Annotated in this window: 16 protein-coding genes; 3 read left to right on the top strand and 13 right to left on the bottom strand. The window is 66.9% G+C overall.

Translation table 11 applies throughout. The annotated features are described in order from the left end of the window. Positions 1-29: 29 nt before the first annotated feature. Positions 30-707, bottom strand: a complete 678-nt coding sequence (gene pyrE, locus GTZ97_RS01490; RefSeq protein ID WP_161648724.1) for an orotate phosphoribosyltransferase — start codon at positions 705-707, stop codon at positions 30-32. 15 nt (positions 708-722) lie between these two features. Between pyrE and GTZ97_RS01485 the strand changes: the two genes are divergently transcribed. Continuing rightward, positions 723-1535 carry an exodeoxyribonuclease III gene (locus GTZ97_RS01485; RefSeq protein WP_161648723.1) on the top strand — a complete coding sequence of 271 codons (813 nt, stop codon included), beginning with the start codon at positions 723-725 and terminating at the stop codon, positions 1533-1535. Positions 1536-1563: 28 nt separating this feature from the next. On the opposite strand, the gene GTZ97_RS01480 is transcribed toward GTZ97_RS01485, so the two are convergent. From GTZ97_RS01480 to GTZ97_RS01460, 5 genes are all read right to left on the bottom strand, one after another. Then, positions 1564-3027: a ShlB/FhaC/HecB family hemolysin secretion/activation protein gene (locus GTZ97_RS01480; RefSeq protein ID WP_161648722.1), complete on the bottom strand. Its 1464-nt coding sequence runs from the start codon at positions 3025-3027 to the stop codon at positions 1564-1566. Between the two features lie 238 nt (positions 3028-3265). Further along, positions 3266-7930, bottom strand: a complete 4665-nt coding sequence (locus GTZ97_RS01475; RefSeq protein ID WP_161648721.1) for a beta strand repeat-containing protein — start codon at positions 7928-7930, stop codon at positions 3266-3268. Positions 7931-8136: 206 nt separating this feature from the next. Beyond that, entirely contained in the window at positions 8137-9081 is a 945-nt protein-coding gene (locus tag GTZ97_RS01470; protein ID WP_161648720.1) for a YihY/virulence factor BrkB family protein, read from the bottom strand. Between the two features lie 63 nt (positions 9082-9144). Then, positions 9145-10443, bottom strand: a complete 1299-nt coding sequence (locus GTZ97_RS01465) for a diguanylate cyclase (protein ID WP_161648719.1) — start codon at positions 10441-10443, stop codon at positions 9145-9147. After that, positions 10440-12269: a PAS domain S-box protein gene (locus GTZ97_RS01460; RefSeq protein ID WP_161648718.1), complete on the bottom strand. Its 1830-nt coding sequence runs from the start codon at positions 12267-12269 to the stop codon at positions 10440-10442. The genes GTZ97_RS01465 and GTZ97_RS01460 overlap by 4 nt, the downstream gene beginning before the upstream one ends. 202 nt (positions 12270-12471) lie before the next feature. On the opposite strand from GTZ97_RS01460, the gene GTZ97_RS01455 reads away from it, so the two are divergent. Both GTZ97_RS01455 and GTZ97_RS01450 read left to right on the top strand, forming a co-directional pair. Beyond that, positions 12472-12879: a hypothetical protein gene (locus GTZ97_RS01455; protein ID WP_161648717.1), complete on the top strand. Its 408-nt coding sequence runs from the start codon at positions 12472-12474 to the stop codon at positions 12877-12879. A 60-nt stretch (positions 12880-12939) separates the two neighbouring features. Further along, positions 12940-14070, top strand: coding sequence for a diguanylate cyclase (locus tag GTZ97_RS01450; protein WP_161648716.1), 1131 nt, complete (start codon positions 12940-12942; stop codon positions 14068-14070). On the opposite strand, the gene GTZ97_RS01445 is transcribed toward GTZ97_RS01450, so the two are convergent. The 7 genes from GTZ97_RS01445 to GTZ97_RS01415 form a co-directional block, all read right to left on the bottom strand. Next, a complete protein-coding gene (locus GTZ97_RS01445) occupies positions 14060-15556 on the bottom strand; it encodes a potassium/proton antiporter (RefSeq protein ID WP_161648715.1) in 1497 nt (498 codons plus the stop codon). The two genes, GTZ97_RS01450 and GTZ97_RS01445, sit on opposite strands and share 11 nt — an antisense overlap. Positions 15557-15615: 59 nt before the next feature. Beyond that, positions 15616-16638 carry a YcjF family protein gene (locus GTZ97_RS01440; RefSeq protein ID WP_161648714.1) on the bottom strand — a complete coding sequence of 341 codons (1023 nt, stop codon included), beginning with the start codon at positions 16636-16638 and terminating at the stop codon, positions 15616-15618. Positions 16639-16720: 82 nt separating this feature from the next. Continuing rightward, positions 16721-18916, bottom strand: coding sequence for a TonB-dependent receptor family protein (locus GTZ97_RS01435; RefSeq protein ID WP_161648713.1), 2196 nt, complete (start codon positions 18914-18916; stop codon positions 16721-16723). Positions 18917-18925: 9 nt separating this feature from the next. Beyond that, positions 18926-20137 carry a 3-oxoadipyl-CoA thiolase gene (pcaF, locus tag GTZ97_RS01430; RefSeq protein WP_161648712.1) on the bottom strand — a complete coding sequence of 404 codons (1212 nt, stop codon included), beginning with the start codon at positions 20135-20137 and terminating at the stop codon, positions 18926-18928. Between the two features lie 46 nt (positions 20138-20183). Then, positions 20184-20504: an MliC family protein gene (locus GTZ97_RS01425; RefSeq protein ID WP_236650940.1), complete on the bottom strand. Its 321-nt coding sequence runs from the start codon at positions 20502-20504 to the stop codon at positions 20184-20186. Between the two features lie 95 nt (positions 20505-20599). Beyond that, the gene (locus tag GTZ97_RS01420) at positions 20600-21652 is read right to left on the bottom strand and encodes a saccharopine dehydrogenase family protein (protein WP_161648711.1); all 1053 of its coding nucleotides are present in this window, start codon (positions 21650-21652) and stop codon (positions 20600-20602) included. Positions 21653-21667: 15 nt separating this feature from the next. Continuing rightward, positions 21668-22459: an SDR family NAD(P)-dependent oxidoreductase gene (locus GTZ97_RS01415; protein ID WP_201748115.1), complete on the bottom strand. Its 792-nt coding sequence runs from the start codon at positions 22457-22459 to the stop codon at positions 21668-21670. Position 22460: the final 1 nt, after the last annotated feature.

Genomic DNA, 22460 nt, shown 5'->3' with positions numbered 1-22460 from the left:
CCTCGGGTGGCCCGATGCCACCCCCCTTTTCAGACGCCGTAGCGCGTCCGATAGGCCGACACGGGCTGCAAAAACGCAGACAGTTCCGGATCGGACTGAACAGACAAATAGTGCAACAAATCCGACAGGGTGGCGACCGAAATCACGGGCAAACCGTGCTGCTGTTCCACCTGCTGCACCGCACTCAGGGGGCTGTCCTGACCGTTGGCCGTGGCTTTTTCCTGACGATCCAGCGCGATGGCCACGCCGGCCGGGGTGGCGCCGGCCTGGGCAATCAGCGCCAGCGACTCGCGTACCGAGGTGCCCGCCGAAATCACGTCGTCAATGATGAGCACCCGCCCCTGCACGGGAGCACCCACCAGCGTGCCACCTTCGCCGTGGTCCTTGGCTTCCTTGCGGTTGTAGGCGAAGGGCTTGTTGTGCCCCAGACGAGCCAGCTCGATGGCCACGGCCGCCGCCAGCGTGATGCCCTTATAGGCCGGGCCGAACAGCATGTCGAACTGCACGCCCGAATCGATCAGCCGGCGTGCATAGAATTCAGCCAGACGGCCGAGCTTGGCGCCGTCATCGAACAAGCCGGCATTGAAGAAGTACGGTGACAACCGTCCTGCCTTGGTCTTGAATTCCCCGAACCGCAGCACCTTGGACTGCACCGCAAAGGCCACGAAATCCTGGGCCAGCGTGTCGTTGGAGGGGGTGTTGCTCATGATGGATGGTGTCTCGTGTTTCGTCTGGTGTCGCTCAACGTCAATGGCATCCGTTCAGCTGCCAACAAGGGCCTCGTGCCGTGGGCCGAAACCCTGTCGGCCGATTGTATGGGCGTGCAGGAACTCAAGGTTCACGCCGACGACATGCCGCCGGCACTCCGCACGATTGCGGGCATGCAGGGCCATTTTCACCATGCCGAGAAGAAAGGCTACTCGGGCGTGGGCATCTACACGCGCCATGAGCCATCAGATGTGCTGATCGGCCTGGGCACGCACGACGTGACCACGCAGTTCGACGCCGAGGGCCGCTGGGTCGAGCTGCGCTTCGACAAGCCCGGGCGCAAGCTCTCGCTGATCAGCTGCTACTTCCCGAGCGGCTCCAGCGGCGATGAACGCCAGGCGGCCAAGTACCGTTTTCTGGACATGATCGCGCCACATCTCGCGCGGCTGCGTGCCGAGCGCGAGTTCATCCTGGTGGGCGACGTCAACATCGCCCACAAGGAAGCCGATCTGAAGAACTGGAAGGGCAACCTGAAGAACTCCGGTTTTCTGCCGGAGGAACGCGCGTGGATGACCTCGCTGCTTGACCCGGCCGGCGGCGCAGGCCTGGTCGACGTCTACCGCACGCTGCACCCCGACACCACCGACGCCTGCTACACATGGTGGAGCAACCGGGGCCAGGCGCGTGCCAAGAACGTGGGCTGGCGCATCGACTACCACCTGGCCACGCCGGCGCTCGCCGCGACCGCCCGCGCCGCCAGCATCTACAAGGACACCTGGTTCAGCGACCATGCGCCACTGACAGTGGATTACGACTTCGCGATCTGAACGCGGTCTCACCCGCGGGCCGTCGCGCTCACTCGAAGCGACGGCTGACGGTCACGAACCAGCGCACCGGCTCATCCACCGACTCGGCCTGCGGCTTGCCGCCGCGCACGCGGCTGGCCAGTGTGCTCTCGACGTTCCAGCCCTCCGCCCCCCAGCGCACGCCCAGACCAGCACCGGCCAGCCCTCGGTGGGTCGCGCCCGAGCCCGCCCAAGGGTCGGCATTGATCCGCATCCGACCGGCATCGGCGAAGGCAAAGGCCGTGGCCTGCCCCAGGCTCCAACGCAACTCGGCCTGCGACAACCAGCCGCGGTCGCCAGTGCCTTCCCCCATCGGGTAGGCTCGCACGCCCAAGAAGCCACCAATCCCGTACTTCTCGGACGAATCAAGGTTGGCCGACGCCCACTGCGCCGATACCCGCAGGTAGGCCGACACCGGCCCGATCACCCGCTGGATGCGGGCGATGTCCAGATTGGCCTTGGTGAAGCCTCCGTCGGTGCGGGCCGTCGCCGCATCGACCATTCTGGCGTCATCGTCAAGCTTCAGGTGCCCGCCGGTCAGGCTGATCTGTCCGTAGCTGACGCCACCACCCAGCCAGTTGTCGCGGTGATCGAACTGGGCCGACAGCTGCAGCTGGTCGCTGGTCTTGTTGCGCTCGAAACCGATGCGCTCGTAGCGGTCTTCCAACCGCTTGTGTACCCAGGCCAGCGAGGTCTGAACGTTGCTGCGCTGCGAGCGCAGCACGGCGTAACTGCCCTTGAGCGTGACCGTGTCCGCATAGCCCTTGGCACCCAGCACCGCAAAGGCCCCACCGAGCTGGTAACTGGTGCGGGCCACACCCGCCAGCCCGCGCCAGCCGGTGGCGCCCAGCGGCGTGTCGTAATCGAGCGAGCCGAGCCACAGTTGCTCGTCGGTCGTCATCACGTTGAGCGCGAGTCGGTCGCCAAAACGAAATGGGCTGTTGGCGGACACCGCGGCCCGCAGCCGATGCCGACCCGTGCTGCGGCTACCGATGTTGTCCAGCCCGATCTCGCCCGAGACCCGGTTCTGCCGCGTCACCTCGACATCCAGGTCGCCTTCACCGGCACGCGCACCGGGACGGATGGTCGGGCGCACACGAAACCCAGGCTGATCGTCCATCAGCAGCATGGTGCGCTCCAGCTCGCGCTCGCGGATGATCTGTCCGACGGGCATGCCGCTGTCGAGAAACGCCTGGGCCTGCGGCACCAGCGGGTCTGGCCCCTGCACAGCGGCGCGCCCCAGCACGCCTTCGATGATGCGAAGCCGCAAGCGTCCACCCTCGACGGTCTGGGGCGGCGCCACCACCTGAACGAACGGGTAGCCTGCGCGCCGGTACACCTCGGCGACGCGCTGGGCCAGCGACTCGATGCCGGCCATGCCCAGGGGCTCCGATGGCAACGGCGACACCGCCGCCAGCACCGCATCGCAAGCGATGGCCTGGCATCCCTCCAGCGACAGGTGTGTGACTCTCACGCGAGGGCCGTCCTGCTCGGCCGATGGCAACGTCGGCCGTTCGGCCGGTTTCGGAAGAGCCGCTGGATCAGAGCGCTGTGGTTGGGGTGCGGTCGGGCCTTGCAGCTCCGCTGCAGAGGCCACGCCGAGCGCCGAAGCCAGCCCTGCCAACACACCAACTTGCGCGACACCGCGCCGAATGGAAGAGGATTTCACGTGTGTTCCTGCCTAGTTTGTCTGAAGGGGGGCGTGATGCGCATCAGCGCATGTCTGCGTTGATGCCACCGTCGACCACAAAGATGTCCAGCGGTCCGTTGGCGCTCGGCACACGCGTACCCGCCACACCAGGACGTGCGGCGCGGGCCACGCCGCGCTCTTCGCCCGACGCGCGCGCAGGTGCGCCGCCCGACGACGAGCTTGCCACTGGTACCACAGCGTTGCCACTGCCGACGCCAGGGCCGGCCGTATCGGCCGTGTTGCCCAGAACCGGCATGGCAGCACCAATGGAACTCACGCTGACGTAGTTGAGGTTGCCGCCATTTCCGACCTGTCCGCCAGCGCCCAGCGCAGGCACCGCGTTGTCCGGGAAATTGGGAACGGCAGCTGCCCTCGGCATGAAGCGCTCGGCCGTCGGCAGCGCGGCACTCACGGTCAAGGCCTCCGCATTGCCGGCCGCTTGCGCCATGACATAGTTGCCGTACAGGGCGGTCAGCCCGTCCACAACGACACCGTAGCTGCCGGGCTGCGAGGCTGCGCCGGCGGTCGTGGTAAACCGCAGGCTCCCCGTGGTCGCGGAAGCCAGCGTGTCATCACCGACGAATCCGCTCACCGTGGCCTGAAACGGGGGATTGGCAGTGCCAGCCGGACGCGAGACCGGCGCCACCGCCAGCGTCAAGGTCGCCGGCAAGATCTGCAGCACCGCGTTGGTGAAGGTCACGTCGTAGTTGACCGCTGAGGCCCCTCCGACGCTGAATGCCGACGTGTAGCTGCCCGCATTGCGTCCCGTAGCCAGGCCGCTGACGACGATGTCGTCACCCGACAGGAAGCCGCTGAGCGTGGGCGTCAGCAGGCTTTGTGTCGCGCCGTTATAGGTCACGCTACGCCCGGCTGCGCTGACCGTGGCGGCGGCACGCCCGATGTGGCCTCCCGTGTTGCCAACGAGCTGGACGGTGTAGTTGCCACCGTTGTTGCCGTCGTTCACTGTGTAGCCGGAGATGCTCACCATCTTGCCACTGCCTGCCTGACCGTCGGCAAAGCGCTGAACCACGTCACTCACGGTGTCGCTGCCCTGCAGGCCCACGATGCCGATGGATCCGCTGGCTGCATCGGAGCCGTTGTAGGTCTTGGACGCTGCGCTGGCCGTCAGCGTCAAGGTGGCCGGAAGAATCTGCAGCACCGCGTTGGTGAAGGTCACGTCGTAGTTCTCAGCGGCGCTGCCGGTCACGCTCAACACAGATGTGTAGCTGCCCGCATTGCGTCCCGTAGCCAGGCCGCTGACGACGATGTCGTCACCCGACAGGAAGCCGCTGAGCGTGGGCGTCAGCAGGCTTTGTGTCGCGCCGTTGTAGGTCACGCTGCGCCCGGCTGCGCTGACCGTGGCGGCGGCGCGCCCGATGTGGCCTCCCGCGTTGCCAACGAGCTGGACGGTGTAGTTGCCACCGCTGTTGCCGTCGTTCACCGTGTAGCCGGAGATGCTCACCGTCTTGCCACTGCCTGCCTGACCGTCGGCAAAGCGCTGAACCACGTCACTCACGGTGTCGCTGCCCTGCAGGCCCACGATGCCGATGCTGCCAAAGGCGGTGTCGGTGCCGTCGTAGGTCTTGTGTGTTGCCGCAGCCGTGAGCGTCAGCGTGGCCGGCGTGATCACGCCAACGTTGCCGCTGACGGTCGTGGGCAACTCGTAGTTGGCCAGGATGGTGGCGCCCAAAGCAGTGAAATCGCTCTCGCTGAGGCTGACCGTCACGGTCTTGCTGCTACCGGCATGCGCGTTATCGTAGCTCCCGACCGTTTTGGTCACAGTCGCGCCATCCTCGCCGACCCAGCCAGTCAGGCGGTAATGCGAGGGCAGCAACGTGGCCACATTGGTACCGTCGTAGACTTTGCTGACCGTGCCAACGAGTTCGCCCGCGATCACACTGAGCATGGCCGGCTGGATCTTCAGCGTGCCGTCGGCGAACGTGAGCGCGTAGTTGGCCGCACTCAGGCCACCTGCCGTGATGGTGTAAGAGCCAGCATTCACCGCGCCCTGACTGGTGCCGCCGTAATTCAATGTGCCCGTCAGGACCGCGTCATCCTCCCCGTTCACGAAGCCGATGTACTCCACGCCGTTTCCGCCGCTGAACACCAGGCCGTCGTACGTCTTGGTCAGGCTGAGGGCCCTGACGGTCAACGGGGCAGGCGTGATGTTGGCGGTCGCCGAGATCGCGCCGCTTGCTGCAACCGTGTAGTTGCCCGCATCCGCGCCGGACAGTGCCACCGCGGAGACATTCACGCTGATGCCGTTGCCCACGCCCGCGCTGGCAAACCCGCCGGTCGCATTCACGGTCACGGCATCGCCCGAGACGATGTCCGTGCTGGTGATGTTGGCAGCCGTCGTACCGTCATACACCTTGTTGCTGGCCGTGAAGGCGCTGATGGTCCGCGGCGTGATCGAGTAGACGCCTTCGTTGAAGTACGCCACTGCGTAGTCCGTTCCGCCGCTGGTGTACGTACCCAGGTTGCCCGCGCCGGGTGTCAGCGCGGTGTAGCTTCCCACGTGCTTGGTCGGCGTTGCAAACGTCAGGGTGCCCAGGTCGTTGACCGCGAAGCCGGTCGGCCCGCCCAGATGGGTGTAAGTCAAGCCTGTGGCCGCCGTCGTACCGTCATACACGCGGCTGCCACTGCCGGTGAAGATGTACAGCGGCTTCATGGCCATGTTGACTGCGTTGTACCCGGCCGAGGTGTAGCTCTGATTGCCACCCGGAATCACCATCGTGCCGCAGTTGGGGTAGTTGGCATTGCATGGCGGGTTGCGCGTGAACACCGCAGCCTGGTTCGACCCATTCAGACGGAACAGGAAGTGCGCCACACTGGGGGCCCAGAACTGGATGCGGGCCTGACTGCCGTTGTTTGTGAGGCCCAGCGAGCCCAGCGGATCCTGGCTGTTGCGGGCATCCACGACGATGCCGCCGCCCGAAGACGCCGTGCGGAACGTCGTGGTGGTGCCCGAGTTGGCCTCGAGCCCGAAGCCGAAAACCTTGTCATGCGCGGTGCTGTGCCCGCTCATGTAGAGGTTGCCGCCGCCGGTGTCCACCGTGGCACCGGACAGCACGTAAATGCCGCCGCGCGTGCCGCTGTAGGTGCCGCTACCGGTCGCCCCGGAGCGCCCGTTGATCGTGATGTGCGCACCGCCCGAGCGTATGGCCACGTTGGTGCCGATCTGAACGGCAGCCGAGGTGCTGGAGCTGTTGAGCGCGTAGCCAATGCCATAGCTTTGCGCCGTCGTCTGGTTACCGCCGGCGCCACCGATCAGAATCCGCCCGCCGTTGGAGGTCAGGTTGGCATTGACCGCCACGCCACCAAGGTTGCTCGCCGTGTTGTTGGCTGCGCTCAGGGTGATGCCAAGGGTGCCCGATGTGGAGCTGATGGCGCTGTTGACGATGATGTTGCGGTCGGCCAGCAGCTCAAGCGTGGCGTTGCCGCCAGCGGTCTTGTTGATGGCGCTGGCCACCGTGATGTCCCCCGATCCCGACGCGCCACCGCCATAGGCCGCCTGGCTCGTCTGGGTGGTCACCGTGACGCTGGTGCCCGTGTTCAGCGCCGCCACGATGTTGGCCGCCGCCGTGGCGTTGATCACGTAATCGAACGGATCGATCAGCCACTTGCCACCCATGCCGGAAGCAGCCTGCGCGGTCACCGTCAGGCCGTCGAGCGTCGTGACGTGGGCAGCAGAGGTTTCGATGAACCCGCCAGCGCCCCCGACGGGCGCACTCGCGTCCAGCGTACCGCCAGCGTTCAGCTCGCCATGAACCATGTCGCCGATCAACAGGATCTCGCCCTGCGCGCCGGAGGCGAGCGTGCGGGCGCGCACCACCCCGGTCTGGTTGATGACCGAGCGACTGAGTTCATCTGCCGCTTTGGCGGTGAAGAAGATGCGGCCACCATCGGCGCGCACAGCGCCCCCGTTCTCGATCAATGAGTCAATGGCACCCTGGTGCACCTGCAGCTTGACCGCGCCACCGAAATCGACGGTCACGTCCTGCCCCGAAGCCAGCCCGACAAAGCCGCCGTCAGCCTGCAGCGTGCCCACGTTGCGCACGGTCGCGGCCACCAATGCAAGGCCGCCTTGCTGGCGCACCTGGATCTGGCCTTCGTTGACCACGGCCGCCGTGCTGTCGCCCTGCAGGCGATGGCGCGCCGCCATGAAGTCTGTATCGGACATGGCCAGTGTCGACGCCAGCAGCCCGGCGGTGTCGACCTGCGCGGTCGGGCTGAACAGCACGCCGTTGGGGTTGAGGAGGAACACCTGGCCGTTGGCCCGCAAGGCGCCCTGGATCACCGACACGTCGCCGCCCAGGACGCGGTTGAGCGCCACCGCACTGGCAGAGGGCTGAACAAAGCGCACTGTCTGGCCAGCGCCGATGTTGAAGCCCTGCCAGTTGGCCACCATCCTGGCGGTGTCTTGCGTGACCGTCATGGTGTTGCCCACCACACCGATGCTGCCCGAGCCCTGCACGATCTGCCCGCCAGATGGCAAGCCGTTTGCCCCTGCCTCAACGCTCGCCAGCAGCCCCAGCACCCCGAGGGCAACCGCCGCTGCCCGCGCGCGTGCGCCCCCGCGACCGGCCTTGCCACGCGCAGAAGCGCGCTCAGGCACGGGCACCCATCCCATCAGACGCTCCGACCACACCAGACGATACACATGGTTCAACGACGCCGCATGCATGAATGCGCTCCTGCTGGGGCCTGCGCCCGATCGAGACAGGGCTGCATCAACATGCTCAGGCAAACAACGCGTGTTGCCCTGGCGCCGATCCCTGTTACGTCGTTGCCCGCATGGAGGGGGCCGCGTCGGCCCACACCTTTGCGCTATCGACAGGTTTTTTCATTTCTGAATGCCGCCATGCGCGCACTTTGTCACGATACAGACGGCTATCGCGCCACATGAGGACTCCCGAGCTCATCCACGAGCACCGCCTGATGCACCCGCACGGCCCCGTTGCGCGGCCACACCGACCCGCCGCGCTCCTGCAGGTGCGTTCGCGTGAACGCCGCGCCGAGCATCAGGATCAGCGATGAGTAATACACCCACAGCAGGATCAGCACCACCGAGCCGGCCGCGCCGTAGGTTGACGCCGTGGCGGTGTACGCCAGGTATGCGGCGATCCCATAGCGCCCCACGGAAAACAGCACCGCCGTGACCGCGGCGCCGACCATCACATCGCGCCAGCGCAGGACCACATCGGGCAGCACCTTGAAGATGGTGGCGAACAACAATGCCACCACCACCAGCGAGACGGTCAATTCGACCGCTGACAAGAGAGTGGCCACGGCTGGCAGAAACTGGTCGGCGAACTGGAAGAACGCCCGCAGCATCACCCCCAGCAACAACGACACCAGCAGCACGAAGCCTATGGCCAGCACCACCGCGAGGGACAGCAGCCGGGTCTTCACGAGCGACCACAGGCTGCTTCGATCCGGTCGAGCCGTCACATTCCAGATGGCATTGAGCGCGCTTTGCATCTGTGCGAACACCGTGGTGGCGCCCACCAGCAGCGCCCCGAACCCCAGTACGGTGGGCAACAGCCCCGACGTCTCGATGCGTGAACGGGCCACAGCCTGCTCCACCGCGGCGGCAGCCTGATGGCCCATCACATCGGCCAATTGACCGACAATCTCGCCCTGCGCGGCCTGCTCGCCCAGCACGATGCCGATGATGCTGACTGCAATGATGACCACCGGCGCCAAAGAAAACAGCGTGTAGAAGGCCAGCGCCGCGGCGTGGCTGAAAGCCTGGTTGTCGAGCCAGAGCTGCACCGCATTGCGCGCGATGCGCCACCACGGGCGCAACCACTGGCGTATGGCGCCTGTGTCCATGCTGCACCTTCCCCTCTGAATGATCGATGCTGCCATTCTGGGGGCAAGGGGCTTGCCTGCCCTTCATCGACTCAGGCAGTATCCATTGCGGCCACGGGCCTTTGCGTTGTACATGGCGCGATCCGCCACAATCATCAGCTCCTCGATCGATTCGGCATGTTTGGGGAACAGCGCAATGCCGATGCTGACCGACAGATGTGCCAGCCGCCCCGACGTCAGCCGAACCGGCACGCTGAACAGCGCCAGCAGCTTGTCCGCCAGCGCACACACGTCTGCCTCCCGTGCCTGGCGCACCAGCACCACGAACTCATCTCCCCCCAGGCGGATGGCCACATCGGTGCTGCGCAGCGACTCCTGCAGGCGGCGGGCCAGGTCCACGAGTACCGCGTCACCCGCGGCATGGCCCATCTCGTCGTTGACCGCCTTGAACCCGTCCAGATCCAGGAACAGCACGCCAAATCCCTGGCCGCTGTTGCGGAACTCGCTCAGCCGTTCCTGCAGGCACTGCTGGAGGTAGTAGCGGTTTCCCAGTCCGGTCAGCGCGTCGTGGTAGGCCCACTGGCGTAGACGGTGGTCGGTCTGGCGCAGCGCCGAGATGTCCGAGAAGGTGACGACCTGGTGGGCAGCTTGGCCAGCCGGATCGACCACGGACGCCACATGCTGCCACGCAGGAAACACACTGCCGTCGCGCCTGAGACAAGACACCTCGCCATGTCGGACCATCGCGCGTGCCGACAGCGCGCTGGCGCCGTGCAAGGGGTCGTCCGCGCGGCGCGCCTGCAGAAAGGACTCGGGCGTACGCCCCACCACCTCATGTGAGGTCCAGCCCGTCAGCCGCTCGAAGGCCGGGTTCACACGCAGGACCCGCCCGTCGCGGTCCAGGATCAGGATGGCCTCGGCGGCCGAATCGAAGGCCATGGCGGCCTGCCGCAGGCTGTTCTGCTCATGCACGGCACGGCGGTCGCGCAGGTGCCGTGCCCACGCCATGCGCAAGGTGGCATTGAGTTCACGGCCCTCGAAGGGCTTGAGCAGGTAGCCATAGGGCTGCGTGGCACTGGCCCGGCTCAGCGTTTCTGGCTCGGCATAGGCCGTCAAGTACACGACTGGCACACCGTGCTGTCCCTGGATGAGGCTGGCCGCGTGGACGCCGTCTCCTCCCCTGCCCAGGTTGATGTCCATGAGCACCATGTCGGGCGCCGTGCGCCCTACACCCTGCAACGCCGCCTGCTCGCTGCCGGCAATGCCCACCACCTCGAAGCCGAGCGACTCCAGCTGGTCTTGCAGATCCAGCGCGACGATCGCCTCGTCTTCGACGATGAACACACGGGGCGTCGGCGTGACGGTGTCGGTTGCGAGCGTCATGGTGAGACCTCCGCTGGCGGGATGTTCACCACGAAGCGGGCCCCGCCGGCCCGGCCTGCTTCGATGTCAATGCTGGCATCCAGCTGCGCGGCCAGCAGCGGCACCAGCTGAAAGCCCAGCGTGCCCTGCTGCCCCAGACGCACGCCACGGGGAATGCCGACGCCGTCGTCCTCGAACGAGAGCACGATGCTGCCCGCTGGCCCGGCGTCGGCCGTGATGCCAATGCGGCCAGCACGCCCATTCGGAAAGGCATGCTTGATCGCATTGGTGACCAGTTCGTTGACCAGCAGAGCGCAAGGCACCGCGCGTTGCAGGTCGATGCGCAGCCCGCTCTCGGCCGCCTGCACATCAATCAGCACAGCCTGCGCCTGAGGCGCATCAGAGGGAAGATGGGTTTCGCGCAGCAAGTGCGCCAGGCGCTTGAGGTAGAGGCCCAGCTCCAGACCAGCAAAGTCATGGCACTCATACAGCAACTGGTGCGTCAGCGCCATGGCTTTCACGCGGCTGCGGCTTTCGCCGAGCACCCGCCGGACCGGGTCGTCCACATGCTTGGACTGCAGGCGCAGCAGGCTGGCGATGATCTGCAGGTTGTTCTTGACCCGATGGTGCACTTCGTTGAGCAGCACCGTTTTCTCGCGCAGCGCCTGCTCGATTTGCTGCTGCGCCTGCATGCGCGCCGTCACGTCTGACACGGTGATGAGCATCTGCGGCACGCCCGCGCCCGGCAGCGGTGTCAGCCCCACCTCGACGTGCACGACCGAGCCATCTGCGCGTCGGCCAGTGACCTCGCGCTTGGGCGCCATGCGGCGTTCCTGCGGGCGCGACCAGAAGCCCTGCATCAGCTCAGCGTGCCCCGGCCCGTGATCGTCATCGAGCAGCAAGGCCACCGACTGGCCCTGAAGGGCATCGGCCCGGTAACCGAAGATCCGACACAGGCTGGCGTTGACGCGCACCAGCCGATCCGGCGCCTCGATGAGCGCCATGCCATCCGGCGAGGCGTCGAACACGCTGCGGAACCGCGCCTCGCTGGCACGCAGCGCGGCTTCGCCTTCCACCCGGTCTGACACATCGATGGCTGAAGGAATCAGATGGGTGATCTCGCCCTGATCGTTGCGCATGGGCGCCAGCATGAAATCGATCACCATGCGGCTGTCTCCAGCCATGCGCACGGCCACATCGCCCCGGGTGACCTGGCCCTCGCGCGCACGCGCGACCGCTTCGCGCATCCAGTCGACCAGGGCCGCGTCGTGGTTCCACCAGTAGGTATCCCAGAAAGGGCGGCCGATGACGTCTTCCGCGCGGATGCCCGCGGCCTCCAGCGGCGCCTTGTTGGCCTGCACCAGCACCCCCTCGGGCGTGAGCACGCCCACAAAAGCAAACAGGCTGTCGAGCACGCGGCGCAGGTGCGCCTCGCTCTCGCGCAGTGCCCGCTCATGGGCCATCTGCCACGACAGATTGACGGCCTTGACGAGCACGCCCACCACCTCACCGGAGGCCGCGCGCACGGGCAGGTAGCTGGCCTCCCAGTGCGAGAGCTGTCCGGGCTGGCTGGGCACCTCGGCGTCGAGGCGGAAATCGCACAGCGCCTCGCCGTGCAACAGCACGCGCTCCAACAGGGGGCGCAGCAGCGGGTACGCCTCGGGCAGCACCGCGGCCACGGAGCGTCCCAGCGCCTGCTCCCGCGCGACGCCATTGAAAGTGGCCAGGGTCTGGTTGATCAGCACGTAACGGTGCTGACCGTCCAGCAAGGCCAGACCCACAGGCAGTTCAGTCTCGAACAGAACCTGCAAGCCGGCATCCCGAAGCGCCACCCTTGAATCTGCCATAGGCTGTTGTTGTGTGTGGGAAACCCAGACCTTGGCAACAGCGTCTGGAGCTGCGGTTTCCAGTGTGCGCCTGCCTGTCCCCCGACGTCAAACCGTCCGGCGCGCCAGGCGAGTGCAAACCGCGTACAAATCCATGGGACGCGTACGGATGAGCGGGCCGCGCCAAAATGCACCGCGTTGTCAATCGCGGTTTTGCCTTGTCATGAAAACTGCACTGTGGATCCTGACTGCCCTGCTTGCCGCCGCCTGGACGGGGCTGGCCGCCTCGGGGGTGGCACTGACAGACTGGCTGGCCGGTCAGGCCGCCACCACCACGCCCGACTGGCGCGCGCTCATCGCCAGTTGGCCCATCCCTGCCTGGGCCGCCCTCTGGGTCGACACGGCGGCCTTGGAGGCGCTGCGCAACGCGACGATCACGCTGCTCACCTGGCTGGAATCGGTGTCGCCTGATCTGTCGGTGGCGCTGGGCTGGCTCGAGCCGCTGATCTGGGTGGCGTGGGGCGTGGGGCTGGCGTGCATGCTGGCCGCCGCCGGTCTGGCACATTGGGCGATTGGCCGGCTTAGTTCAGGCAGCGCGAGGGCAAGCGGCGCAGGTCCCCGCCCACTTTGACCCCTCATCCGCGGGGGAACCCGCCCTCAATTCACGGGCGATTTGGCCGATAGGGATGTGATGGCCCATTCCCTGACCGAGCGTGACGACACCCGCGTGGCCGTGGTGTGCCGCTGGGTCATGAGCAGTGATCCCAAGCAGCAGCTGCGCATCCAGCGCTTCATGGTCGCCGCCATCAACTACGGCATTTTCGGCGGGCTGCTGTGCTACATGGCCGCGACGGGACGGGTGGCTCAGAGTGCCGCCCTGCAGCTCATCGCGTTCATGGTGCTCAGCGAGACCACGATCTATGTGTTGCTGCGCGGCGGCTTCACGCAGAACTGGAACGATCCCTCGCTGACACTGCCGCAGATCCTCTTGGCGCTGGCCGCCGCGATATGGTCGTATGCCATCCTTGGCGAGTCGCGCGGCGCGGCCTTGATCCTGCTGGCGCTGACGCTGACGTTCGGCATGTTCAACCTGCCCCCGCGGGCCACCCGCCAAGCCGCCGTCTTCGCGCTGACGCTGCTGGGCGCCACGATGATCGGGCTGCACCTGTCGAATCCGACGCACCACCCCGCCAGCCAGGAGGTCATCCACTTTCTGTTCGCCTGCACCTCGCTGCCCACCATCTCGCTGCTGTCGGCCCAGCTGGCTGAACTGCGCCACCGACTGGAAACCCGCAAGCGGGAGCTCACCGAGGCGCTGGACCGCATCCAGACGCTGGCCACCCGTGACGAACTGACCGGTCTGTTCAACCGGCGGCACATGACCGAAACCCTGCACGCCCAGCGCGCCCTGACCGAGCGCACCGGCCAGCCCTTCTGTCTGGCGCTGATCGATCTGGATCACTTCAAGCAGATCAACGACGCACACGGCCATGGCGTGGGCGACGAGGTGCTGCGCCAGTTCGCGGACATCGCCCGTCACAGCCTGCGCGAAACCGATGTGCTGGCCCGTTGGGGTGGCGAGGAGTTCCTGCTGGTGCTGCCGGCCAGCCAGCTGCCCTCGGCCCGCACCAGCCTGGACAGGCTGCACGAGGCCGTACGCCGAAGCCATCTTGCGCCCACGGTGCCCGCGCTGGATGTGCGGTTCTCGGCCGGGCTGACCGAGCAACGCCCCGGCGAGCCCCTGGAAGCCACCATCGAGCGCGCCGACCTCGCCCTGTACGAAGCCAAGCGCCAGGGCCGCGATCAGACCGTCACGGGCTGATCACCGGCGCATCCGGCAGCTTCAGACCCACGGTGCGCACCCGGGGGCCATCCATGGCGCGCACGCACAACTCGGCGCCGTCGAGCAGCACATGGTCCCCCACCACCAGCGGGCGGCGGAAGGCCTGCGCCATCCAGGCATCCAGCGACAGCCGGGCGTCAGGCGGCGGTGTCAGCCCATAGAACTGACATACGTCGGCCACCGAGGTGCCGCCCGACAGGCTGAAATCGCCGAACACCGCGCGCATGGCGCGCTCGTTGGCGTCATCGGGCAACGCCACGCCCATGCGCCGCGCAAACCAGCCAATGCTGGAGCCTTGCAGCAGCAGCGAGGCGAGCACGACCAAAAAAGCCACATTGAAGATCAAGGGCGCATCGGGCACCTGGGCCATGAAGGGGAAGATGGCCAGCACAATGGGCACCGCACCGCGCAAGCCCACCCAGCCGATGTAGGCCACCTCCTTGCGCGTGAAGCGCATGGGCGCCAGGCACAACCAGACCGCCAGCGGCCGCGCCACGAACATCATGGCCAGGGCCACCGCCAGGGCCGGCAACAAGGTGGGCAACATGGTCGAGGGGGTGACCAGCAGGCCCAGCAGCAGGAACATCGACGCTTGCGACAACCAGGCATAGCCATCGAGCGCAGACAGACACGACTCCAGCTGCGCCCCAGCTTTTTTGCTGAGGGCGATGCCAAACAGGTAGACCGCCAGAAAGCCCGAGCCACCGAACCAGGTCACGAAGGCAAACACAGACAGGCCGGCCGAGGCCACCAGCAGCGCCAGCACGCCATCGGGCGCATCCACCAGCCGCGCGGCGCGCTTCATCGCCCAGGCGAACAACAAACCGGCCGCAATGCCGATCAGTGCCCCCCAGCCAAACTGTTCGGCCAGCGCCTGCGCGAAGGCCAGCATGTTGTCGCTGACCGGACCGCTCAGGCCGCCTGCCGAGGCCACGCCAATCAGCGTCAGGGTCAGGAACACCGCCATGGGATCGTTCATGCCTGACTCGATCTCCAGCGTCGTGGCGACCCGCTCGTTGAGGCGCACCCCGGTGTTCTTGAGCAACGAAAACACCGCAGCCGCATCGGTCGAACCCACGATGGCGCCCAGCAGCAAGGCCGTGGGCCACGACACCTGCAGAAAGACCACGGCGGCCACGGCCGTGAAGCCCGAGGTCAGCATCACGCCCAGCGTGGCCAGCAGCAGGGCCGGCTTGAGACCTGTGCGAAAGGTGGTGAAGCTGGTGCGCAACCCGCCGTCCAGCAAGATGATGGCCAGCGCGACGTTACCCACCCAGAAGCTCAGGCGGTAGTCGTCAAAACGCATGCCGAAGGGGCCATCCTCGCCGGCAAGAATGCCCGTCAGCAGAAACGCCAGCAGAAACGAAAAGCCAGCCCGCTTGGAAAACAGGCCGATCAGCAGGCTGATGAAAATGAGGACCGATGCCGTGAGCAACGGCAGGCTGAGGAAATCCAGGTTGAGCATCTCTGCCCGATCATGTCAGATTTCCTCGCCGCGACACCCTGCCCGGTGCCACGCCGCCCTCATCCACGGATCATGGCCATCACCTTGCCAGCATCCAGCCCGGCCGCCTGCTGGCGCATCGCCGGCAGGTACTGCTGCTGCAGGCTCTTGGCCGGCCCCAGCAGCTCCTGATAGGTCTGCCGCAGCAGGTCGGTGCCCATCACACGGCCGCCCCCGTAATACCGTTTGGCCAGATGGCCCAAGGCGTACGTCGTCGCGAAGGAAAAGGCCATGCCCGTTGCCGTACCGGCCAACCCGCCGAGCGTGCGTCCAGCCGCCTTGCCCAGTAAACCGCCCAGCAGCTTGCGGCCGAATTGCTCCAGATACTGCGAGGTCAGGCCCACCCCCACGGTGGCGAGGAACTCCTTGATGTGGCCCTGGTCCAGCTCGACGCCATGCGCCTTGCCGATGCGGTAGACCATCTTGACCTGCAGAGGGATGATGGCCACCGAGGCCCAGGACTGCGGCAGCAACTCGAGCGCACCCGTGAGGATGGCGTAGTTGAGGATGGTCTTGTCCAGCTCGGGGCCCGGCGTGGCGGCCACCTCGGGCGCCAACGCGGGCTCGCTCTGGTCGAGCGGCTGCGAACCACGTTGCGCAATCGCATCGGCCGTGCGCACCGTGTCGGCCAGCGGGCTGGTCGCAGCCAACGCCGTGGCCGCCCCGGCCGCCGCCGCACCGGCTGCTGCCGCGCTGCTGCCCGCACCCGCGGCCACCTGCAACCCCAGTACGCCGCCCAGGTCGGCGAGGAAACGCTGCTCGGCCTCGCTTTGCTGCCCGTCGGCATCGCACACGCACACCGCCATCTCATAGGCAAGCTGGCGGTGGGCTGGGTCGGTCAATGCAGCGGCGGCCTGCTGCAGACTCACCCGCTTGAGCAGCACATCCTGGTAGACGCCTGCCAGCGCCTGACCGTCGGGGCTGCCCGACAGCGACTCGGCCACCCCGCGGATGGCCTCGCGCTCCGCCTCAGCCTTGTGACCGTCGGCCATGGCCGCGTGGATGACGATGTTGAGGAGCGCGCGCTGTTCCTGTGCTTGCATGAGGGAAACACTCCAGAGAAGGGCAATCTGAATTGGGATCCATTTCGCACCGGACAGTTCCTTGCGACGTGTCAGGCACGGTTCAGAAGCTGCGGGTCAGCGTGGTCTGCACCAGCCAGCCCCGCCCGGGCGCCGGCTCGAAGAAGCGGCCATTGCCTTCGTTGACGATGACCGATCCGGCGTAGCGGGTGTCGAACAGGTTCTCGATGCGCGCCAGCGCGTCCCACCGCCAGGCCGTGTCGCCAGCCTGCCACGGCAGGCGCCAGCCCGCCCGCAGCGCCCACAACGAGGCGCCCGGCGCGCGGGCGGTGTTGATGTCGTTGGCCCAGATCGCCCCCTGATGGCGCCACTCGATGGCGGTGTGCCAGTGCGATGCAGGCGGCCGCCATGCCAGCTCGGCATAGGCCTGGCGCGCCGGGATGCCCGGCAGGCGTCGGCCGGCCGGCACGGTCTGCTCGCCGCTTGCGCCCTGCGAGCTGAACGCATCCTGAAAGCGGGCGTCCAGCCAGTTGAGGGCCAGGTAACCCGACCAACCGGAGGCGCTCGCTGCGCCCACCCAGCGCACGCTGGTCTCCACACCCTGACGCTCGGTGCGGCCTACGTTCTGAAAGGTGGCGCGCCCGCCCACACTGGCGGCCACGGCAATCTCGTCGTCCGTGTCCACGGTGTAGGCGGCCAGCTGCCATTGCCAACCGCGGGCCGGCCGGGCCTTCCAGCCCACTTCCCGGTGTCGCGCGGCCGTGGCGCGCAGGTCGCGGTTCCAGCCGGTCTCGGTCCCCAGGTTGCTTCGGTAGGCCACCTCGGCGAGCGTGGGCGTCTCGAAGCTCCGGCCGACCGCCACATACCAGTGCCAGTCGGGCGAAGCCCGCCACATCACGGCAGCCGTGGGCGTGAGCGCGGCAAAGCGCATGCGACCACTGTCGTCGCCATTGCCTTCGGTGATGTAGTGGTCGCGCGAGGCAAAGCCCACGCGGCTGTGGCGCAGTCCCAGGTCGAGCGACCAGGTCGGCGCGGCCTGCCACTGCATCAGCAGATACTGATCAGCGTTGCGCGCGCGGTTGTCTTCATCGCGCCGCAGCGCCCCCTTGACGCCCACTGTCTCTGCACCACCGGCGCCCACGAAATTCTGGAACCCCCGGCGGTCTTCCCACACGCCATCCAGGTTGACGCCCGCCGTCAGCGACAAGGGCCGTTCGGCCAGCTGTGTGCGCCAGGTATAGCGCGCATCCAACCCGCCATACCGGCGCTCGAAATCGATCACGCCACCAGGATGGCGGGCTGTCTGGGCCTCGGGTGGGATGGACTGGAACTGGGTGACGGCGCGCTGTCCGGCATAGGCCATGAGCCGCAGTGTGTCGTCACCCAGCGCGCGCTCGAACACGGCGCCAAGTTGCCCATTGAAGACGTCCTTGCGCGTGTTGAAACGCTGTGCCTGGGGCACCACCGCACGCGGATCGCGGCGCCACGCGTCAGCGGGCAAGCCCAGCGGGTCCTGCACGCCGGGCATGTCCAGCCAGGCGCCCACCACGGTCAGCGTGGTGCGCGCGTCCAACTGCCAGCGCAGCTTGCCGTTGAGCTGGGCGCGCCGCGCGGCACTGTGTTCACGAAAGCCCTCGGTGCTGAAGCGACTGGCATGCAGCACGTAGTTCAGCGCACCCGGCTCCCCCTCCGGTGCCGTTTCGCCCGCCACGCGCAGGTGCTGGCGGTTGAAGCCATCCGGCCCGAAAGCGATCCCCACGCCCAGTTCGGGCACCGGGGGGCCGTCTTCGGTGAACACCTGCACCACACCGCCTGCGGCATTGCCGTACAGCGCCGAGGCCGGCCCACGCAAGACCTCGATGCGTTGGGCCGAGCCCAGGTCAAACAAGGCGCTCTGGCCGGTGCCGTCGGGCATGGTGCCCGGGATGCCATCGGCATACAGGCGCACTCCGCGCACGCCGAAGGTGGCGCGCGCGCCGAAGCCGCGGATGGACAACTGCAGATCCTGCGCGTAGTTTTGACGGTTCAGCACCGACACGCCCGGCACCCGCTGCAGCGACTCCGACAGGTTCACCTGCGGGCCCATCTCGCGCAAGGTGCGCGCATCGAGCGCGTCGATGGCTGCAGGCACCTCCCGCAGCCCTTGCGGCGTACGGGTGGCCGTGATGACCACGGCGTCGGCCTCCGCCGCGTCCGGTCCTGGTGGATCGGCCCAGGCCGGCAACGCGGCGATCGCCAGCGCCCACGCCCGGTGCCGACGGGCACAGTGGACATGTGGCTTGGCCAGCTTCAGGCGCATCTCACGCCCTCATACCCGTTCAAGCACCAGCGCGATGCCCTGGCCCACACCGATGCACATCGTGCACAGCGCGTAGCGTCCACCGCTGCGGTGCAGCTGGTTGACGGCGGTGGTCACGAGACGCGCGCCGCTGGCACCCAGCGGGTGACCCAGCGCGATGGCGCCCCCGTTGGGGTTGACACGCGGGTCGTCATCGCGCAAGCCCAGCAAGCGCAATACGGCCAGCCCCTGTGCAGCAAACGCCTCGTTGAGCTCGATCACATCGATCTGGTCAAGCTTCAGGCCGGTCTGCGCCAGCACCCTGGTGGAAGCTGGCGCTGGGCCAATGCCCATGATGCGCGGCGCCACGCCGGCCGTGGCCATACCCAACACACGGGCGCGCGGCGTCAGACCATGGCGCGCAGCAGCCGCTTCGCTGGCCAGGATCATGGCGCAGGCGCCGTCGTTCACGCCCGACGCATTGCCCGCCGTCACGCTGCCGCCTTCGCGCACCACAGGGCGCAGCCCGGCGAGCGCAGCCATCGTGGTCTCGCGCGGATGCTCGTCCTGGCTCACCACGAGCGGCTCACCCTTCTTCTGCGCGATGCGCACGGGCGTGATCTCGGCATCGAAGAAGCCCGCTTGCTGTGCAGCCGCCGCTTTGGCCTGGGAGGCCAGCGCCATCCTGTCCTGATCCTCCCGGCTGACTCCGAACTCGGCCGCCACGTTCTCGGCCGTCTCGGGCATGCTGTCGATGCCGTATTGCTGCTTCATCAGTGGGTTGACAAAGCGCCAGCCGATCGTGGTGTCATACACCGCGTTGTCACGGGCGAAGGCGCTCGCGGCCTTGGGCATCACGAACGGTGCGCGGCTCATGCTCTCCACCCCGCCAGCCAGCATCAACTCAGCCTCACCCGCCCTGATGGCGCGCGCGGCGGTGCCCACTGCATCCATGCCCGAGCCACACAGCCGGTTGATTGTGGCGCCAGGCAGGCCAATGGGCAGCCCGGCCAACAGCGCCGACATGCGCGCCACATTGCGGTTGTCTTCACCAGCTTGGTTGGCGCAGCCAAACAGGATGTCGGTGACGGCCTCCCAGTCCAGCCCGGGGTGACGCGCCATCAAGGCCTTGAGTGGCACAGCGCCCAGGTCGTCAGCGCGCACCGACGACAGGCTGCCGCCATAGCGGCCAAATGGGGTGCGAAGGGCGTCGCAGATATAGGCGTGCGTGTTTGTCGACATGGGTCAGCCAGGTGATGTGGGGTCTACAGCAATCAGGGGGCCCGGCTCAAATCGCCTGACACGTCAGCGGCACCATGCGGCCGGTCTCGACGCGCAACTCACTGCCTTTGCCGCGGATGCCATGTGGGCCATTGCTGTACCAGAAGCCCGACGCCGCCGGCTGCTGCTGCAGTTCCAGCGTCTGACCGCCACGCACCAGCACGGCCACACCCTGCTCAGGGAAATAGCGTACCTCGATGGCCTCGCCATTGGCGCAGCGGTAGTGCACCTTGTTAACGGGCGTGTTCATGAATGCGGGTGGCGTGACGCAACCCGACAAGGCTCCGACCGACAACAGGGCAGACACGATGGACAATGCGCGCAACATGGCACCTCCGGGGATGGCTGATGCGCCCATTGTGTCAGGCGCGACAGCGCTGTCCAAGGTCAGCTCCAGCACATGGGCACCGTCTCATCCGACCCTTAGCTGCCGATGGCGATCGGACCGCCTCCAGGCAGTTGGCTCACCAGCCCGGCCCCCATCAAACGCGAAGGCGTGATGAAACCGGCGGGTGCATCATGGTGCAACAGATGCTCCGTCACGGCCAGCGCACCTGGGATGGTCAGGCTGTAGCCGTTGACGGTTTTCACCCGTGCAGTGCGACGCTCGCCACGCGCATTGACCGCCTCACCCCACACATACGCAGGCATCTGGGCCCGCGCTGCCTCATCGGGGCCTTTGACGGCCTTGGAAACCAGGGCGCCCAAGAGCCGCTGCACAACAGCAAGCTTCAACAGCGGGCCGAAGACGTTGCCCAGTTTCATGCCGAAGAGCCCGAGGCGAGACGTGGGCACGAACACCGTGATGTCGGGGATGCCCGTGGTGTGGAACGCGGTCGAGACATCGCCCCAGGGCACGGCCACCGCCAGGCGCTGCCCGCGACCAAAGTCGATGCGCCTGACCTCATGCGCCAGCGGCACCCGCATCAGTTGGCCATTGCGGCGAACACGGCCACCCTGTGGCGTGCTCTCCAGTGTGGTCTTCATGGTACCTGGCGACAGGCTGACGGTCGTGTCGAAGCCCAGGCGCAGCTCCACTGCATCCGGCAGGGCTTGTTTCAGGGCCGCCGCGACGCAGTCGGTCGGGATGACATCGAAGCCCACGCCCGGGCAGAGCACCACGCCCGCCTGGCGCGCTTCGCGATCGCGACGTGCCACCTGTTCGAACACGTCGATTTCGCCTGTGATGTCGAGGTAGTGCGCGCCCGCCCGAATGCAGGCCTGAACCATGGGCTGGCTCGTGGCCGAGAACGGCCCCGCCGTCAGCAAGACCACCTGGATGCCTTTCAGCTGGGCCACGATGTCGGTGGCGCTGTCCAGATCGAAGACGCGGTATTCCAGCTTCAACTCCCGGGCGAGCCGTTCAATCTTGGCCTTGCTGCGCCCCGCGAGAATCGGGCGCATGCCCCTAGCGACGGCTTCACGGGCGATGAGTTCACCTGTGTAGCCGTTGGCACCGTAAATCATCCATGCCATGGTGTCAGCCGCATGTCACTTGAACGGATTGAACGTCTTGCCCGCTAGGTAACTCATCCACAGCGGCATGGGCCGCATGATGGCCGCCAAGAATTTGTTGACCGCGCCGGGTACGCAAACGGGCTTGCCCTTCATCACGGCCTTGATCCCTTCAGAGACCACATCCTCAGGCTGTTGCCACAAGATGCTCGGCAAGTGGTTGGCGGTGTCACGCGTGCCCATCACGTCATGGAACTCGCTGTAGGTGAAGCCCGGGCACAGGGCCGTCACATGCACCCCATGCGGTTTGAACTCCATGTCCAGCGACTGCGACAACACCAGCACGTAGGTCTTGATGGCCGAATACAGCAGGCTCTCGCCAGGTGGCGACAGGGCGGCCAGCGACGACACGTTGATGATGCGCCCCCAGCGCCGTTCGATCATGCCGGGCGCGATGCTGTGCGTCAACTCGGTCAGGGTGGTCATCATCAACTGGATCTCGCCACCCAGCGGTGCCCACGGGGACGCTGCAAACTTGGCGTGCCCGGACAGCCCTGCGTTGTTCACAAGGAAGTCGATGTGCCAGTTCAGCCGATCCAGGTGGGCCATGACCGTGGCAGCGGCTCCCACGCTGGCCAGGTCCACCGACAGGATCTCGCAGCGAACGTTGTGCTGCCGGGACAGCTCAAGCGCCAGATTCTTCAGCCGGTCGCCACGGCGTGCGGCGAGCAGCAGGTCGTAGCCTTGCGCGGCCAGCTGCCGTGCGAACGTGGCGCCAATGCCAGCGGAGGCGCCCGTGATCAGGGCTTTGCGACGGGGAGTACTCACG

This window comes from Aquabacterium fontiphilum (assembly GCF_009909205.1).
Lineage (GTDB): Bacteria > Pseudomonadota > Gammaproteobacteria > Burkholderiales > Burkholderiaceae_C > Aquabacterium > Aquabacterium fontiphilum.
This window is presented reverse-complemented; position numbering and strand designations above follow the sequence as displayed.

Excerpts from the sequence above, each read along its gene's own strand:
- pyrE (WP_161648724.1), bottom strand. The coding sequence starts at position 707 with ATGAGCAACACCCCCTCCAACGACACGCTGGCCCAGGATTTCGTGGCC.
- GTZ97_RS01475 (WP_161648721.1), bottom strand. The coding sequence starts at position 7,930 with ATGCATGCGGCGTCGTTGAACCATGTGTATCGTCTGGTGTGGTCGGAG.
- GTZ97_RS01470 (WP_161648720.1), bottom strand. The coding sequence starts at position 9,081 with ATGGACACAGGCGCCATACGCCAGTGGTTGCGCCCGTGGTGGCGCATC.
- GTZ97_RS01465 (WP_161648719.1), bottom strand. The coding sequence starts at position 10,443 with ATGACGCTCGCAACCGACACCGTCACGCCGACGCCCCGTGTGTTCATC.
- GTZ97_RS01460 (WP_161648718.1), bottom strand. The coding sequence starts at position 12,269 with ATGGCAGATTCAAGGGTGGCGCTTCGGGATGCCGGCTTGCAGGTTCTG.
- GTZ97_RS01455 (WP_161648717.1), top strand. The coding sequence starts at position 12,472 with ATGAAAACTGCACTGTGGATCCTGACTGCCCTGCTTGCCGCCGCCTGG.
- GTZ97_RS01450 (WP_161648716.1), top strand. The coding sequence starts at position 12,940 with ATGGCCCATTCCCTGACCGAGCGTGACGACACCCGCGTGGCCGTGGTG.
- GTZ97_RS01445 (WP_161648715.1), bottom strand. The coding sequence starts at position 15,556 with ATGCTCAACCTGGATTTCCTCAGCCTGCCGTTGCTCACGGCATCGGTC.
- GTZ97_RS01440 (WP_161648714.1), bottom strand. The coding sequence starts at position 16,638 with ATGCAAGCACAGGAACAGCGCGCGCTCCTCAACATCGTCATCCACGCG.
- GTZ97_RS01435 (WP_161648713.1), bottom strand. The coding sequence starts at position 18,916 with ATGCGCCTGAAGCTGGCCAAGCCACATGTCCACTGTGCCCGTCGGCAC.
- pcaF (WP_161648712.1), bottom strand. The coding sequence starts at position 20,137 with ATGTCGACAAACACGCACGCCTATATCTGCGACGCCCTTCGCACCCCA.
- GTZ97_RS01425 (WP_236650940.1), bottom strand. The coding sequence starts at position 20,504 with ATGTTGCGCGCATTGTCCATCGTGTCTGCCCTGTTGTCGGTCGGAGCC.
- GTZ97_RS01420 (WP_161648711.1), bottom strand. The coding sequence starts at position 21,652 with ATGGCATGGATGATTTACGGTGCCAACGGCTACACAGGTGAACTCATC.